This is a genomic window from Brevibacterium sp. 239c (assembly GCF_900169365.1).
Classification (GTDB): domain Bacteria; phylum Actinomycetota; class Actinomycetes; order Actinomycetales; family Brevibacteriaceae; genus Brevibacterium.
In genome coordinates this window covers 16,353-31,904 of the sequence record NZ_FXZH01000030.1, presented here as the reverse complement: position 1 = coordinate 31,904, position 15,552 = coordinate 16,353, and the positions used below count along the sequence as shown (strand labels likewise).

11 protein-coding genes and 1 pseudogene are annotated in these 15,552 nt (G+C 62.0%); 7 read left to right on the top strand and 5 right to left on the bottom strand.

Going from position 1 to position 15,552, the window contains the following annotated elements; genetic code table 11:
* Positions 1 to 210: 210 nt before the first annotated feature.
* Both BSP239C_RS20570 and BSP239C_RS19170 read right to left on the bottom strand, forming a co-directional pair.
* Positions 211 to 1,068: a hypothetical protein gene (locus BSP239C_RS20570; protein WP_145997503.1), complete on the bottom strand. Its 858-nt coding sequence runs from the start codon at positions 1,066 to 1,068 to the stop codon at positions 211 to 213.
* Between the two features lie 1,403 nt (positions 1,069 to 2,471).
* Positions 2,472 to 4,295 (bottom strand): polysaccharide pyruvyl transferase family protein, encoded by a 1,824-nt coding sequence (locus BSP239C_RS19170; RefSeq protein WP_101574936.1) that lies wholly within the window; start codon positions 4,293 to 4,295, stop codon positions 2,472 to 2,474.
* A gap of 226 nt (positions 4,296 to 4,521) precedes the next feature.
* Between BSP239C_RS19170 and BSP239C_RS19165 the strand changes: the two genes are divergently transcribed.
* The 4 genes from BSP239C_RS19165 to BSP239C_RS19150 are packed head-to-tail and all read left to right on the top strand — an operon-like array spanning position 4,522 to position 9,452.
* Positions 4,522 to 5,493, top strand: coding sequence for a glycosyltransferase family 2 protein (locus tag BSP239C_RS19165; RefSeq protein ID WP_101574935.1), 972 nt, complete (start codon positions 4,522 to 4,524; stop codon positions 5,491 to 5,493).
* The gene (locus BSP239C_RS19160) at positions 5,493 to 6,995 is read left to right on the top strand and encodes a polysialyltransferase family glycosyltransferase (RefSeq protein ID WP_101574934.1); all 1,503 of its coding nucleotides are present in this window, start codon (positions 5,493 to 5,495) and stop codon (positions 6,993 to 6,995) included. Before BSP239C_RS19165 ends, BSP239C_RS19160 begins: the two co-directional genes overlap by 1 nt.
* On the top strand, positions 6,992 to 8,158 hold the full coding sequence (locus BSP239C_RS19155; RefSeq protein WP_257930294.1) for a hypothetical protein: 1,167 nt from the start codon (positions 6,992 to 6,994) through the stop codon (positions 8,156 to 8,158). Before BSP239C_RS19160 ends, BSP239C_RS19155 begins: the two co-directional genes overlap by 4 nt.
* Positions 8,145 to 9,452 (top strand): DUF6716 putative glycosyltransferase, encoded by a 1,308-nt coding sequence (locus BSP239C_RS19150; protein WP_257930293.1) that lies wholly within the window; start codon positions 8,145 to 8,147, stop codon positions 9,450 to 9,452. The genes BSP239C_RS19155 and BSP239C_RS19150 overlap by 14 nt, the downstream gene beginning before the upstream one ends.
* A 219-nt stretch (positions 9,453 to 9,671) precedes the next feature.
* Here the strand turns inward: BSP239C_RS19150 and BSP239C_RS19145 are convergent, their stop codons facing one another.
* Positions 9,672 to 10,184, bottom strand: a complete 513-nt coding sequence (locus tag BSP239C_RS19145) for a GtrA family protein (RefSeq protein ID WP_240513617.1) — start codon at positions 10,182 to 10,184, stop codon at positions 9,672 to 9,674.
* Positions 10,185 to 10,254: 70 nt separating this feature from the next.
* Positions 10,255 to 11,880: a hypothetical protein gene (locus tag BSP239C_RS19140; protein WP_101574933.1), complete on the bottom strand. Its 1,626-nt coding sequence runs from the start codon at positions 11,878 to 11,880 to the stop codon at positions 10,255 to 10,257.
* Between the two features lie 29 nt (positions 11,881 to 11,909).
* On the opposite strand from BSP239C_RS19140, the gene BSP239C_RS21465 reads away from it, so the two are divergent.
* Positions 11,910 to 12,038, top strand: a complete 129-nt coding sequence (locus BSP239C_RS21465; protein WP_101574942.1) for a pentapeptide repeat-containing protein — start codon at positions 11,910 to 11,912, stop codon at positions 12,036 to 12,038.
* 438 nt (positions 12,039 to 12,476) lie between these two features.
* Here BSP239C_RS21465 and BSP239C_RS21460 read toward each other — a convergent pair.
* Positions 12,477 to 12,953: pseudogene (locus BSP239C_RS21460) on the bottom strand (glycosyltransferase family 2 protein); the annotation flags it as partial.
* Positions 12,954 to 13,872: 919 nt separating this feature from the next.
* On the opposite strand from BSP239C_RS21460, the gene BSP239C_RS19120 reads away from it, so the two are divergent.
* Entirely contained in the window at positions 13,873 to 14,868 is a 996-nt protein-coding gene (locus BSP239C_RS19120; RefSeq protein WP_101574931.1) for a methionine ABC transporter ATP-binding protein, read from the top strand.
* On the top strand, positions 14,868 to 15,542 hold the full coding sequence (locus BSP239C_RS19115; protein WP_096147151.1) for a methionine ABC transporter permease: 675 nt from the start codon (positions 14,868 to 14,870) through the stop codon (positions 15,540 to 15,542). Before BSP239C_RS19120 ends, BSP239C_RS19115 begins: the two co-directional genes overlap by 1 nt.
* Positions 15,543 to 15,552: the final 10 nt, after the last annotated feature.

Genomic DNA, 15,552 nt, shown 5'->3' with positions numbered 1-15,552 from the left:
GCTGGTGTGCACGGTTTCGGTGAGCAGGAGGCCGCCGGCCTGGCCGAGGGCATTGCTGGGTGCGGTATCGATGTGCAGGCGGGGATAGGTGCGGGTAGGCTTCACTCTGAGAGTGCTCCTTTTTAGTAGATTGATGTTGTCATCGCAAACACCATTATCCCTGGTCAGGAGCACTTTCTTCTTGTCGGTCCGGCATCTGGCAGACCCTAATCATGAAACCCCGAGGCTAATCTCGGTCTCAGGCCCATCTTTGTTGAAGTTGATAACATACATCACCTTCGCGTCTTCGATGGTGACAGTAAGCGTGTCGACGACCCGCCCGTCCTTCATGTTCTTCATCGCGGCCTGCGCGACTGGCATACTCGAACTGTACGTCGAAAGCGCACCCGACGTCGACAACTGGAACTGCGATTCGGTGAGCTCATCGACAGCTTGTGGCGAACTCGACTTCACGAGCTCTACATCCTCTGAGTCAGCGATACTGAGAAAGTCTTCGCTCTTGAGTGCATCAGAAATCAGCTCCGCGACCTTGGGCCGCGAAGCGTAGGATACGGACTTCACAGGTGACTCTGCAGCAGAGGCAGGGCGCACGCCCGCGAAAGTACCGGTGGCAAAAATCCCGACCGTAGCGGCAACCCCTGCGGCGATCTGCCCAAACCCACGTCGCGAGAGGGTCCTAGCTTCGCCCTGACTCTTATCGTGAGCGTGTCCGGACCTTTCGATGCCCAAAATCTTCAGAACCCGAACTGAGGCTTCCATGCCGATTTCTCGCGCAATAAGTGGTGCGATCCTTGGGCCTACCCAGCACCGAGGCTCACCCTGAGTTACTTTAAGTAGGGTGGGCTTGTGAGGCGCATCCTCCCCAAATACTTCTCGTCTGGCTTTAAGTGCAAAAGCGGAATCCAACGGGAGCACCGCCAGCTGTCCTTTCGTGGCTTCTTCAAGCTTCTGCGAGATTTGGGCGCACGTCGAACACTGAGCATCAAAAAGTAGCCAGGTACCCGAACGAGTGACCTCGTCGCTATCGTGTTCATCAGGTCTGCTGGTTGCTGTTTGGGGCTGTGACATCCTAATTTCCTCACCCTCGGAAGTACTCTCGCACAACCGACGCTATCAGGATTTATATGCGATTTGAGCACAATTCCCCTGTCCTTTTAAATCTCCTGAATATGGCAAGCGATCTAGTTTAAACATCAAGCCTTGAGTTCACACCCAAATGAGAACCTCGAAGGGTGTGCGCGTCCTCGAAACCGCCTTTGGTGACGGCAAGAAGCACGTCATGCCAGGCGAAGAGTCGAAGTTCGATTCGCTGCGCAAGGTCAGCGTCTGACCTGATCGTGCATCGATCTGGTCAGCTGATCACGGCCCCATCACCTCGCCGAGGTGGTGGGGTCGTTGTCGTGTTCCCTCGCTGAGATGGTGGGACCGTTCCAGAGTCAGGTTTGCACGGCTCCAGACGATATAGTCACACAGGTCATTGATGCCGATGAGAAGCACACCGGATGCGGCGACTTGGACTGCACCCTGAAATGGGACCTTCGTGAAGATCCTGGATCACTAAGAATCTTCAAAGACGAACAGCCAAAATGAAGAGCGAGGCATGGAAACCCCAGCACCAAATCAGTGGAATATCGATCGGATAGACGAGATCGTATTTCCAGCGTTGCAACGTCTCCTCAAAGAGGGAGAGCTTGACGGAGTCTCAATCGAGTCCGACGGCCCCAATTTACGCATGCTCTGGGGACGATTCTGCGTTCGCGGTGAGAGAATTCGAGTACTCGTTTCGGACTCGTACATCACTGAATCGTTAGAAGAGGCCAAACAGCGGTTCTACGAACAGCTTCAATCCGAAATAGCCGAAACTACTTTCGCGTGGGGAGAGCTTCGCGAATAGCTAAATGGAGGTCCCCTACCTTGGGCGCCTCGGCAACTGGCTCCCGAGCTGCATCTACCGTGGCCGCATCATCTCGCCGAGGTGGTGGGGCCATGGTCATTTCCGCACGTCGGTATCGGGGTCTGTGTAAATAGGAGTGTAAGTCAGCGCCGGAATTCCGGGACCTCACGAAATACAGGGCCCGGTGTCTACTCGAAGCTGGCATCTTGAGATCAGATCTTCACTCACATCTACTTCGAGCCACTAAAGTAAGGGGTTAGCAGCGATCGTCCGCCTTCGCCGTCTCTCGCGACCAATAGCGATCACAATAGCGATGGCGGCTAACAGCAATCCCACGCACCACAGCCACGCAGCATAGGGTGCAAACCACGGGCTGGTTCCGACGATAGGCAAGAACGCAGCGACCATAAGCAGTATCAAAACGATATGTTTACGCATTCGGCTCCTCACAGTTGCGCCAGGTACTTGCCAACATTCGTACCGTTCGCCACATCAAACACAGCGACTCAGACCAGGCATCTTGCTCCCACCGTAACAGTCCACGCGACTCCGGCTTCTCCACTGCATGCGCTTCGATTCAGCGTTTGAATGCGCGCCTGATTCGCCGAGCTCTCCACGCCACCCCATGCGCCGTCTTGTCGATGAGGACCTTCGCCTCGGCGGTGGCAGTACGGTCGTTGACCGCCTTGAGCCGAACCTCGGACTCCTCGAGCTGTTTCCGCAGTCCGGCGGAAGTGGCGGCGTGGCGGTCCCTCTCCGCAGTCTGAGCGGCGAGTTCCGTGGTTCGGGCGTCAAGCTCTGCAGACTGTCGCTCGAGCTGGGTTTCCTGGTGCTTGAGCTCCGTTCGAAGGCTCTCGCGTTCTGTTTCGAGGGCCTTGCTGTGAGTGGCAACGTCTTCTAGTTTCTTCTTGTGCTCGCGGTGGACTTTTGTGAGCTCGCGCGTCTGTACGGCACTGAATTCCTCGGCTTCGGCCACCGCCGTGAGGTGGAATTCCTCGGCTCGGATGTCGGCAGAGGTGCGCAGTCTCTCGGGACCGGTCGACTGCCCAGCAGCCGTTCCCGTCGCGACGGGGCTCGACCCAGGTCGCAGTCGATGGTGGATCACTGCATGGTTGTTTCGAGTGATGTCGTGGAAGTCCTGTCGAGTCGACATCAAGTCGTCCTGCAGGTCGTTGCCCTGTGCGTGAGCCTGCTCGATCGTATCGACGATCCGCTGGGCCAGTGCGTGAGCTCGCTGAGCCACATCTTGGGGACCGCAGTCAGCGGCGTCGGTGCCGGTGATGCCTGCGCCACCGACTTCCGTAGTCGCGCTCTCCGACGCCATGCCCTCGGGCCCCACCGGCACCACGAGTTCAGGATGCCCGATATCTTCAGCGAAGTAGCCGAGCTTGGCATGCAAGTCCAAGGAGATCGGGATCGAACCGACTCCGAAGGGAATCATCTGTGCGTGGCCGCGACCACCGAGCACATAAGGAATGGAGGCGAACAGGTCAAAGCCGGCGAAGAACCCGACGTCGGAGCCATGCAGTCTGACCTCCTTGACCTCGGGCACCTCGGCGACCAACTGTGCCGACACCTCGGCGTCATCGGGATGAAAGGGAGCACTGAGAATGGTCCACCCTCTGGCCACGAGCATGCGGGCGGCATTGATCGTGGCACGGTGGATCACCTCGACGTCAAAGCCTGCGGCCTGCTGGCGTGGGTGGACGAGCATCTGGATCGCCAGGACCTTCTTGCTCGGATCGGGGCGGCGGTCGATCAAGGGCTCGTAGAGCAGACCTGCGATGGTCGTCGGACACGGATGGAACCGGATCGCATTCGAACGAGAGATTGGCCCCACCTGGGATTCGGACGCAAGGCCCGCGGCCAGTGCCTGATTCGGCAGTCGCCGATCGTAACTGCCGTCCGCGCCCAGGAACCGCGTCATCGTCTCGATGCTGCCGGTGTTGCGCAGGCCGAAGAAGACGGACTGGTCGAGGACCTGGCTGACATGGGTGCGCATCAGTTCGTCGAACTCGGGCTGGCCGGGGAACCGGTTGTCGCCGAGCGCATAGACGATCAACGGCACCTCGATGGCGGCGAGCGCCTCGGCGAAGATCTTCCACTGCCATCCCGACAGGCGGTTCGGGTTCGTGTCTTGGAGGAACAGCCCGCCACCGCCGATGACCACAGCATCGGCCCGCGCGTTGATTCGCTCGACGAGGGCCATGTCCACCTCGCGTCGCAGTGCCGCCGCCGAGGTGAAATCGACCTCACCGACCGACTGCTCCGCGGAACCTGAGCCAGCCAACCCACCAGACCCCATCACTCGGAATGCGTCCCTGACAACGGGGAACAGTGCCTTGTCGCCATAGTTTCCCCAGGTCGGGATGTCGAAGTGGAACAGCTTCAGGTTCGGCATCACATCAGGTTATGAGTGGTCGACAACGTGACTGTGGGCGGCAAGCGAACGCCGGGTGAATTCGCGCTGTCTGAACCGTCAACCTCGGCGCAACCCACCGTTCGCTTAGGAATTCTACGATCAATCGAATGCGAACCACACAGCCCGTCCGCACAGGAGAACACGTGCATGCACCAGCGCACGCGACGAACTCCATGACAGAAGAGCACCACCGCGAAAGGACCCAATGACAGTCCCAGTCGTCAGTGTCATCATCGCTGCGAAGAACGCCGAGGAAACGATCGGCGGGAGCCTGCAGAGCCTGGTCAACCAGCGCTTCACCCGTGACGAACTGGAAGTCATCGTCGTCAACGACGGGTCCACCGATGACACCGCGGGAGTCGTTGCCGAATTCGCCGACCGGCTCAACCTCGTGACCATCCACAACACAGAGTCACGCGGCGTCTCCACGGCACGCAACACCGCGCTGGAAGCCGCCACAGGTGAGACGATCACCTACCTCGACGGCGACGACTGGTACGCCCCGGGCCATCTGCGCTCCCTGACGGATTCGATCACCGGTCTGGGCGTGGACTTCGTCAAGACCAACTACCTCATCGTCAACGGGTTCAAACGCAGACTGCGCACGGCCCCCTGCCTCACCCACAACACGGCACTCAACCCCAGGGACTTCATCCTCCCCCACGATGCCTCGACGATGGTCGACTTCCCCGAGTGCTGGACCGGCATCTACTCCCGGTCCATGGCGCAGCGGGGCCTGCTCGAGTTCAACCCGGCCCTGCGCACCTGCGAGGATCGCCCCTGGACCTGGCGCCACCACCTCGAGACCGACAGCTTCGCCGTCGTCGACACCGCCGGCCTGTGCTATCGCAAGGGCAGCGCCACCTCGTTGACGGCGATCTTCGACGAACGCCAATTGGACTTCATCCCCGCCTTCCGCTCCGTGTTCGCAATGCTCGAGGAGAAGCCGGAGCTCCGTCGCTTCGAACGCAAAGCCGTCCGCAACTTCCTCTCCATCCTCTACTTCCAGATCCACAACCGCGGCTCCTCGATGAACCACGAGGTCAGGTCGAAGCTCAACCTCGGCGCGGTGAACACCTTGCAGGGCATCGACAACGACATCATCGACCAGGCCCTGCACAACTACGGGGAGCACCGACTGCCCGTGATCGAGTCGATCGTCAGGAGGGCCCGCTGATGACCCAGATCATCCAGATCTCCACCCAGTACCAGCTCGCGAACATCGTTGCCCTGATCCGCGCCGGACACCTCGGTGAGGCGAATGAGCGGCGGATCCTCGTCATCGCCAACAACTCCTTCGCCCCCGAGCTGACGCCGGCCGCCGATGACATGCCCGGATCGGCTGGCCTGCTGACCCACTTCGATCTCATCATCGACTGGAACTCCACCATCTGGCCCAACCACCCGAAGACCTTCGGCATCTCCGGTGAACGTGCACCCATCATGCAGAGGTCGCTGCGCTCGGGTTGGGCGATCGCCGATGACGAGCCCATCGATCTCATCGTCGAGTCCCTGCCCGGTCATCCGGCCGGTGTGCTCACCCAGATCTTCACCACGGCGAGGATCTCAGTGCACTCCGATGGGCTGATGAGCTACGGTCCCATCCGCAATCCGCTGTCCCTGCCGCAGTACCAGCGGCTCTCGACGATCTACTACACGGACCTCCTGCCGGGCATCACCCCACGTCAGCTGGCAGAGCACTCCCCCGATCGAGTGGTCCTGCCAGCCGCGGATCTGAAGTCGGTCATCGATGACATGGCCGCCGAGGTGGCTCCGGAGTTGGCGGCGGCGAACCTCGCCGATCCGATCCCCGACGCCGGAATGGTCCTGGGCCAGTACCTGGCTCAGATCGATCTCATCACCGCTGAGGAAGAGCTGGATCTGCACCTGCAGATGATCGATGAGGTCAAAGCACGCGGGCTGTCCACTGTGATCTTCAAACCGCACCCCACCTCGGCGCGGACGACTATCGAACCGTTGCGCAAGCGCAGCCATGAGCTGGGATTGGAATTCGTCCTCGCCGACGTGCCGCTGCTGGCCGAGATCGTCATCGCCACCACCCGGCCACAGCTCGTCGTGTCCTGCTATTCGACGGGGCTCGCGACCGCACGGGCACTGTTCGGGACCGCCACGGCCGCCAGCGGCACCTCGATGATGCTGGAGGTCGTGGCCCCGTACCAGAACAGCAACCGGATCCCGCTGACCATCGTCGATGCCCTGCATACGGGCGGATATGTTCTGCCCGGTGACCTCGCCGAGGTGGCTGATCCACCCGCGAACGCGTCGTCCGGCACGCTGTCCGCCGGCACGCGCCCTGCCGGCACGAAGGACCTCGGGCCTCTCATCGATGCGGTCACCTATTGCATGCAGTCCGAGACGGCCTCCTACCTGCGCGGAAACGCGATCGACTTCCTCGAATCGGCCGTCGGCGGGGAGGACATGAAGTACTTCAAACGCAAGCGACTCTCGAAGCTGGATCTGCCCGGACAGTTGGAGATCTCCCCGCCTCGCAAGGGGCTCAGCTCGGCCAAGCGACGTCTGCGCACGCAGGCAAAGCGGGCTCAGCACACTCTGAAGAGCTACGGAATCTCCATCGACGGCCCGAAGCTCGTCCCGAAGGTGAAGTCGACACTGAGTTCGAAGCTGGGTGCAAAGCTGAAGTCGGAGCCGAACCGATGATGGCTGAGAAGGAACCTGCGGCGAAGGAACCCGCTGAGAACGACTCCGTTGAGATGGACTCGACGATAGAACAATCAGACAAGAAGAAGTCAGACCCGAAGAAAGACGAGGTCACCATGACTGTCACGAAGGATGCAGAAACTCCTGAACTGCGCAATGCCCTACAGAAGACACCGAAGGTTCGGCTGGCCTCGATCGCCTTCGTCGAGTCTCCTCTGCAGTTCCTGTCCGCGCTCGAGGCCCACGACCCGGCCGAGCACCTGCGGATTCGGGCCCGTGCCAATGCTAAGGGCATGACCTCGTTCCTCGACGCCTTCGACTCCGCTTGGCTGCCGAAGAACGTCTCCCTCGAACGAGTCGGGGCCAAACCGGGAGTCCTGCGTAAGCACAACTTCGATCGCATCTACATCGGTGATGCCTGTTCCGGACAGGTCCACAAAGCGATCGCGATGGCCTACCTGGAACGTCGCATGCCCGAGGTCGTCATCCTCGATGACGGTCTGGCCACCTATTCGACCATCGACATCCTCACTGCCAAGCGCGGGCCTCTGGTACGGCCGCGGCAGAAGCTCAAGGCCTCGCGAGCAATCATGGCCGCACACGTCGCGGACCGTCTGCGCGGCCTGGCTCCGGCCGGAAAGCTGCGCTGGCACACCGCACTGCCGGTGTCGAAGACCATGCGCAAGGCCTTCCTCAAATCAGGGGCGGAGATCACCCGCCACAAGTTCGAACACCTGCAGACTCTGCCCACCGGCGGCAGCCACCCCAGAGACAACCCGGTCATCGGCTCGGCACTCGTCGCCGACGGACTCATCCACGCAGACTCCTACCGCGCCTGGCTCGAATCGCTCATGGCCGAGGGTCCCATCACCTACTATCCGCACCGCCGCGAGACCGAGGAATTCCTCGCCGAGCTCGGCCGTGACGAGCGTGTGCGCATCAAGCACGTCGGTCTCCCGATCGAGCTGCGCCTGGTCAATCTGCCCCCGAACTCCACCATCCGCAGCCTGCCCAGCACCGCAGCGATCTCCCTGGCAACCCTGAACCCGGACGTCACGATCGCCGTCACCGAGATTCCCGCTGAATGGTGGACCGGTGCCTCTGCCGATAGTCTGCGTAAGTCCCTCAACGCCCAATCGGTCAAGGCAGATGTCGACTCCTGAACCACCCCCGCCGCAGGCGAGTCCAGCATCAGCTGCGGATCCGTCTCCCATCAGCGACCCGATCCGCATTGTCTCGGTCTCCGACTCCGAGTCCTACCTCAAATGGGCGACCCAGCTGCTGAGTTCTCTGCCCGGTGTCGAGGCCCACGTCTACCTCATCGACAGCCCGATCCTGCCCACCCGTGAGCAGGTCACCCACGCCATCGCCGGCAGCTCCTGGGCCGGTCGCAACATCCCCGTCGTGACTCGTGCCGACCTGGCCCACATCATCACCGACCATCTCGCCGACATCGTGCTCGGCGCGGCAACCGGCCCGATCGTCGCCCAGCTCTTCCTCACCGCTCACCTGCACGAGTACCGCCCGGCTCTGGTGTCAGGGCTTCCCGGGATGGGGCTTCCAGCCAGCAAAAAGGGCATGAATTATCGCCGGCTGATGGATGCGTTCATCACCCATTCCTTCGCCGAGGTGGCCCAATACACCGAGGTCAGCGCGCTCACGCAGGTGCCCTGCGAGATCTTCCTGGCCCGCCTGCCGATGCTGCGCTCAGCTGGGATCCCCCAGCTTGCCGCGACTGCTGCCAGCTCCGATTCAGCCACGACGGACAGCACCGAGTCCAACACACGCGCCGCGCTCCCCCGGACTCTCGTGTTCGCCCCGCAGGCCAAGGTGCCCGAATCGTTGGATGACCGTGAGGCGATCGTTCGCGCTCTCGCGGATTTTGCCTCTCGCCACAGAGAGTCGAGTGTGATCATCAAGATGCGATCACGCCCCGGTGAGCACGAGACGCATCATGAGCTGCATTCGTACTACGACATTCTCGAGTCGCTGCGTGGCCAGGAGGTTCCCGGCGCCGATCTCATCGGCCTCGGCTATGGTCCCCTCGACGAATTCCTCGTGCCCGGTGCTGCTTTGGTGACCGTGTCATCGACGGCGGCACTGGAGGCTTTCGACCGTGGCATCCCCACACTGCTGATCTCCGACTTCGGATTCGATCGCAACCTGCTCAACGAGGCATTCACCGATTCCGGAGCCACCGGCACCCTCGCCGAAGTGGCCGCCGGGTCCATCGGCTTCCCCACCTCGGCGTGGTTGGCACAGAACTACTTCCACTCCGACGACGGCAGACTCCGTGACCATCTGGAGCTGCTGGCCACACGTGCCCGAGCAGGCCAGCTGCCGAATCGCCGCAGTGCTGTATGGAAGCAGAAGCGTCTGCTCATCCGCGCCGAACTGCGCACCATGGCACCGGCCCCAGTCGTGCGCGCCTACAGAAAACTGCGGTACGCACGCTGAATTTTCCGCTCCTGCTGGTCCCAGCCGTTCCGCCGCACGGCGCCAGACAGCAGCCCACACGTCGCGGCACGGGTGGAGCTCCGAGACCACGGAGCACACATACGGGTTTCGAAGCTCCGGCGTGGTCTCGAGGAAGTCGGTGTGGAACCGGCGCTGCCGCCAGGAAGCCTGCGGTGCTCCGGCGCTGTCGCCGGGCACGCAGACGAACAGTGGGGTGGGTCAGTCCCGGTCGTCGGGAACTGTGCTGGGCTCATCCATCTCAACGACCACCTCGGCGTCAGGCGATGTTTCTTTGAACACCCATGTTCGGTAGGCGTAGAAGCGGAAGATCATGGCCAGGCCGATGCCGATGATGTTCGTCGAGATGTTGTAGGTCAGCTGGTCGCGCATGTCGAGGAGGTACCAGGTCACGCCCAGTGGGATGACGGTGATGATCATTCCGGCCATGTTGACGGCGATGAAGAGCGAGATGCCACGCAGGTTCGAGCCGGTGGTCCGGTCCCCGTAGGTCCAGAGCCTGTTGCCCATCCACACGACGGCCATTGAGACGATGGTGGAGACGATCTTGGCCTTGATCGGGCTGCCCTCGAGGAGCGGAGAGATCGATCCCAATCCGTAAGCGAGAAGGTTGGAGAGTCCCACGTCGACGATGTATCCCAAACCACCGACAGTGAGAAACTTGAACGCTTCGGCTGCGAGGCGCCGCATACGGGCCGATAAAGACTCTTTCATTACAGTTATCGAGTCTAAACGGCCCGGTTTCGCACTCGCTGAATGCTCCCGATCGCGGCGTGCCCGGCGATCACGGGGTCTTCCCCGGCGCCGAGGACTTCGGGACCTCAGCTGGGTCCGATACAGCCAGCTCTTCCCTCGGCGCCGAAGCCTTCGTGACTGCCGGGACTCTTCGGGTCCGCCACATCGCCAAGGCGAACAGCGACGCCGTGGTCACGGCGAGCGCTGGCCAGAACGTGTACCGGAAATGGTTCGACGGGACGATGGGGAAATACCCGAACACATAGAACAGCGCCGAGGTGGCCAGCATCGTGATCTCGGGCCAGAAGGTTCGCTTCCCAGCCGGGACCTGGGACGAGTGTGATCCTCGCTGGGACGCAAGCGTCTGTCGCAGGGGCCCTTGCGACCGTCCTCGAGCTCGGTACCCGAAGGCCAAGAGAAGGCCGGCGAGAAGGGTCCAGAACCAAGGCTTGAACAGCATCGGGAAGGTGTCGAGTGCAAAGTCTTCGACATAGGGCTGGACGATGTAGTCGGCCTTGTCATTACCCTGTTCGAGGCCGACCTTCGCCGCGTCATAGTGCCAATCGGCCGGCCAGTATTCCACGGCCGAGGTGAAGAAGTAGAAGGAGAACACCGCGGCCCGGTACTCGACATAGCGGACGGGGTGGGTGATCACTTCGCTCAGCCACAGGCTCTTCAGTTCCTCTTGGTAGGCGATCGGTGAGAACGGCTCCCCTGTGGCGCCTTTGCCGTAGCAGTTCCAGTAGGCGTCCCAGATCTCGCCCTTCTTCAGGCATTTGTCGCGGGCCGTGCTGATCTTGTGCTTGAGCTCGGCCGGGGCATCCGAGGACTGCAGCTCGCTGTTGGGTACGGAGAACATGACATCGTCGAGGAAGATCTGCGAGACCTGACCGGTGGCCTGCACGTCCTCCTGCGATCCGATTGCCGCATCCGTGGCTTTCAGGCCCGCGCCAAGGACAACGAGGACGAGCAGTGAGGCCACCGCTGTCGCCAGCACTCGTCGCATGTCGGACGGTGCACCAAACCGTCCCGCAAACTTTGCGAAGCGGCGACTGCTGCGCACCCTCTTGACCAACAGATATCCGATATAGACAGCGATCGGCACGATGGCGAAGATGGCGTTCTTCCGCAGCCCGAACGCATAGACGAGCAGCACCAGCGCGGGAATCCAGAGCAGCCAGGTCTTCGGGACGAAGCGGGTGATGATGAGGAGGACGACGGCCAGCAGTATGGCCACGGCCATCTGCGTGTCTTTCCACATCGTCGTCATCTGCGACACGGCCCACGGTGTGGCCATGATCGCCGGCCCGCCCAGCGACACCCACCGAGGTGCACCCCACCGGTGCACGATCACGCCGAGGCTCCAACAGGCCAGAACCAGAATCGCTGCTTGGAGGACGAACAGGCTGCCTGCTTCCCCGGTGAAGCCGATGAGGACGCGCCACACAGCGCTCATGATCGGTGGGTGCCAGTCGGAGAACGGGATATCGCCCGTGGCTTGGGCATACTGGTTGCCGATGTCGACATTGGCTCGCCCAGGCAAGAACAGTGCAATGAAGAACAGTGCAGGTACGAGAGTCAGCAGCGCGAGGAAGGCATCCCAGACGAGCGCCGAGGCGAAGAAACCTCGCGGCTTCGTTGGTTTCGTTGGTGTCGGGTGTGTCGGTGCCGTCATGAGGCGAGCGAGGTCCTCGCTGCGGGCGACTGTCGGCGAGTCTGAAGCGGCAGATCAAGTTCCGAGGTGCCGGTTGCCGGCAGGCTGACTTCCGAGGCTCCCACCTCCGAGGCACCTATCTCAGAGGCTCCCGCCTCCGGCACGCTGACCGCCGGTAACCCCAGGTAGGCCAGTCGAGAGGTTTCGCGGCGGGCTCGGCGCAGACCATCGAGCGTCAGCCCCACACTGCCCAACAGGAACGCGAGCCCCATCAGAGCTGTGGCGAGGATGGCTGTGGGGAACCTGGGCACCAGACCGGTCTGCCAGAACTCCCACACCACGGGCAGGCCGAACAGCAGGGAGGCGAGCGCCAGGATCGTGGTGATGACCCCGTAGAACAGCCTCGGCCGCTCATGCCTGACCAAAGCGGAGATGAGTCCGAGGATGCGGAACCCATCCTTGAACGTCGAGAGCTTGGACTCACTGCCATCGGGGCGGTCGCGGAAGTCGATGGGCACCTCAGTGCTGGGCAGACGCAGCGACATCATGTGCACGGTCAGCTCCGTCTCGATCTCGAAGCGCTTGCTGATCGCCGGAAACGACTTCACGAACCGGCGAGAGAAGACCCGGTACCCGGAGAGCATGTCGGAGACCTGGGATTGGAACAGCCACCCGGTGAGCCGGTTGAACATCATGTTTCCGGCTTCATGCCCGGGCCGGTACGAGGTGGACTCCTGGTTGTCCTGGCGCACACCGAGCACATGATCATAGGGTCCGGAGACCAGGGTCTCGATCATCTCGGGCAGGTGTGAAGCCTCGTAGGTGTCGTCGCCGTCGATCATCACGTAGATATCGGCGTCGATATCGGCGAAGGCTCGCCTGACGACGTTGCCTTTCCCCGGGGAATTCTCCTTACGAACGATCGCGCCCGCCTCGTCGGCTCTCTGCGATGTCCGGTCGCTGGAGCAGTTGTCGTAGACGTAGACGGTGATCCCCGGGACGGCGGCCTTGAGGTCGCGGACCACCGTCGCCACCGTGATCTCCTCGTTGTGGCAGGGTACGATCGCAGCGATCCTGGTGGTGTCCTCGAGCATGCGGTGTTCCCATCGTCGTCCTCGGCCCGACGCACTGCCGAAGCAACAAGCGGCCATGACCCTTAGCTCCTCAGTGATACGGGCGCGAAGTGACGATGAGGTTACGAGAACGCGAACTGAGCCGAACCAACTACTCGGCTTCGGGCAGAGTTCATGTTCCCGTCACCTTCTCCTTCCGTCACGGCGTCACGCGGGCAGCTCTCCGCGAGGCCCCTTCACCGCGGGTGGCGCACTGCGAGGCCTCTTTCATCGCGGGCGGTTCCGAGTTGCGGACGATTCGTGCCGATTCATCGCGGAAAAGTCGACACGAATCGTCCGCAACTCGGCACGCGCCGCAATCAACTCCCCGCCCCGCCGAGGAAGTCCCATGCCGTTAACCTGAGGTGGGTGCCCAACACAAGGCGACTGTTCGCTTTGGAAGACATGGCAGAAATAGGCACGAGAGAGATCAGGGACAGGGAGAGACCATTGATTCCCAGGGGAACGGTCGGCAGGATCTTCTATTTCATCGTGTGCGGAATTTCCATCGCATTGCTGATTGGCTGCATCCTGATGACTCTTTGGTCCAGGCAGGCACAGGACGGGTGGATCACCATCGGGGCCGTGACCATGATGTCGTGGCTATTCTGCGGGCCCTTGATAGTCGTCCCTTTGGGTTGGTCATTAGGTCTCTACGCAGCTCGGACAAAATACCTTTAGGGTCTGTCTCCGCACCCTTGATGTACGAGGGCTCCGGCCGGTTCAGCCGGACTGCTTCCCCCTAGCGCGTGTCCTTGGTCACGAAACCCTGCTTTATGCGTCTTTTTATGACGCCTGCGCCTTGGGCGCGTCCACCTCCTTGGCATGCTGAATCGTCGGCCCTACTGAAACGTAGGTTCGAGTTGCCCATCCCCTGCCCCACCCACACGAGGAGACGCCTGTGATCGAGCTGCGCGGTCTGCGTAAGGTGTTCGGAGACACCGTCGCCCTGGAAGAGATCGATCTGTCGGTCCCTGCCGGTGAAATCCACGGCATCGTCGGCCGTTCCGGTGCCGGCAAGTCCACACTCATCCGCTGCCTGACCGGGCTCGATTCCCCCAGCTCCGGCACTGTCTCCATCGACGGAACCGACATCTCCGACCAGTCCGGCTCGGGCCTGCGCGAGGCCCGCCGCAGCATCGGCATGGTCTTCCAGCACGTGAACCTCCTCGACTCCCGCACCGCTTTGAAGAACGTGGCCCACCCCTTGGAAATCGCGGGAGTCTCCAAGAAGGAACGTCTGGCCAAGGCACGCGAACTGCTCGAGATCGTCGGCCTCGGCGACCGTGCCGACAACTACCCTGCTCAGCTCTCCGGCGGACAGAAACAGCGCGTGGGCATTGCCCGAGCGCTGGCCGCCGAACCCAAGGTTCTGCTGTGTGATGAGCCCAGCTCGGCGCTGGATGCCTCTACGACGGACCAGATCCTGGGCCTCATCCGCTCACTGCGCGACCGCCTGGGCATCACCGTCCTCATCATCACCCATGAGATGTCCGTCATCCGCGAGATCTGCGACTCCGTGACGCTGCTCGCCGATGGTCGGGTGGCCAAGACCGGCAAACTCGCCGAGGTGATCTCCGAGCCCGGCTCGACCCTGGCCAAGGATCTCGTCCCCCTTCCACCCATCGGTCTCGATGATCTGGATTCCGTCAAGGGTTCCGCAGGCACGTCGGCCAACCTTGTCGAGGTTGCGTTGGCCGGAACCAGCCTGCCGAAGGTCCTGAACAGCGCCCAGTCCGTGGGAGTCGGTGCCGAAGCGATCCTCGCCGGTGCCGTCGAAACCATCGAGGGCAAGCAGGTCGGACGGATCCGCTTCACGGTCCGCTCTGCTGCTGCGTCGAAGGAGCTCATCACCGCCTTGGAAGCAGACGGAATCTATGCGGAGGAGGCAGCCTGATGAACGATCCGACATGGTTCGATAACCCGGCGATCACGCAGCAGATGCTGCCCGCCACCATCGAGACCCTGCTGATGACAGCTTGGTCGACAGGCCTCGCCGTCCTCATCGGCCTGCCGCTGGGAATCTGGCTGTTCACGACCTCGAAGGGCGGGCTCAAGGCGCGTCCCGTGCTCTACCGAGTGCTGTCCTTCATCGTCGACGTCACCCGCTCGATTCCCTTCATCATCCTCATCATCGCCCTCATTCCCTTCGCCCGCTTCGTCGTGGGTTCGGCCCTGGGGTGGCAGGCGACCGTGGTGTCGCTGACCATCGGCGCGATCCCCTTTTATGCCCGCCTGGTCGAGAACTCGCTGCGTGAGGTCTCGGAAGGCAAGGTCGAGGCGGCATTGATGATGGGGGCCTCGCACGGGCAGGTGGTCCGGCAGGTCTACGTCCCCGAGGCCAAACCGGGCCTGATCGGAGCCGCAACGGTCACCTCGGTGACTCTGGTGTCCTACACCGCCATGGCTGGTGCTGTGGGCGGCGGCGGACTCGGTGCCCTGGCGATCTCCTACGGCTACAACCGCTACCAGGCGGACACGATGATCGCCTGCATCATCGTGCTAGTGCTCATCGTCACGCTCATCCAGTTCATCGGCGACCGCATCGCCCGCGCCGTCGACCACCGCTGAGCCTCAGCCA

Excerpts from the sequence above, each read along its gene's own strand:
- BSP239C_RS20570 (WP_145997503.1), bottom strand. The coding sequence starts at position 1,068 with ATGTCACAGCCCCAAACAGCAACCAGCAGACCTGATGAACACGATAGC.
- BSP239C_RS19170 (WP_101574936.1), bottom strand. The coding sequence starts at position 4,295 with ATGCCGAACCTGAAGCTGTTCCACTTCGACATCCCGACCTGGGGAAAC.
- BSP239C_RS19165 (WP_101574935.1), top strand. The coding sequence starts at position 4,522 with ATGACAGTCCCAGTCGTCAGTGTCATCATCGCTGCGAAGAACGCCGAG.
- BSP239C_RS19160 (WP_101574934.1), top strand. The coding sequence starts at position 5,493 with ATGACCCAGATCATCCAGATCTCCACCCAGTACCAGCTCGCGAACATC.
- BSP239C_RS19155 (WP_257930294.1), top strand. The coding sequence starts at position 6,992 with ATGATGGCTGAGAAGGAACCTGCGGCGAAGGAACCCGCTGAGAACGAC.
- BSP239C_RS19150 (WP_257930293.1), top strand. The coding sequence starts at position 8,145 with ATGTCGACTCCTGAACCACCCCCGCCGCAGGCGAGTCCAGCATCAGCT.
- BSP239C_RS19145 (WP_240513617.1), bottom strand. The coding sequence starts at position 10,184 with ATGAAAGAGTCTTTATCGGCCCGTATGCGGCGCCTCGCAGCCGAAGCG.
- BSP239C_RS19140 (WP_101574933.1), bottom strand. The coding sequence starts at position 11,880 with ATGACGGCACCGACACACCCGACACCAACGAAACCAACGAAGCCGCGA.
- BSP239C_RS19115 (WP_096147151.1), top strand. The coding sequence starts at position 14,868 with ATGAACGATCCGACATGGTTCGATAACCCGGCGATCACGCAGCAGATG.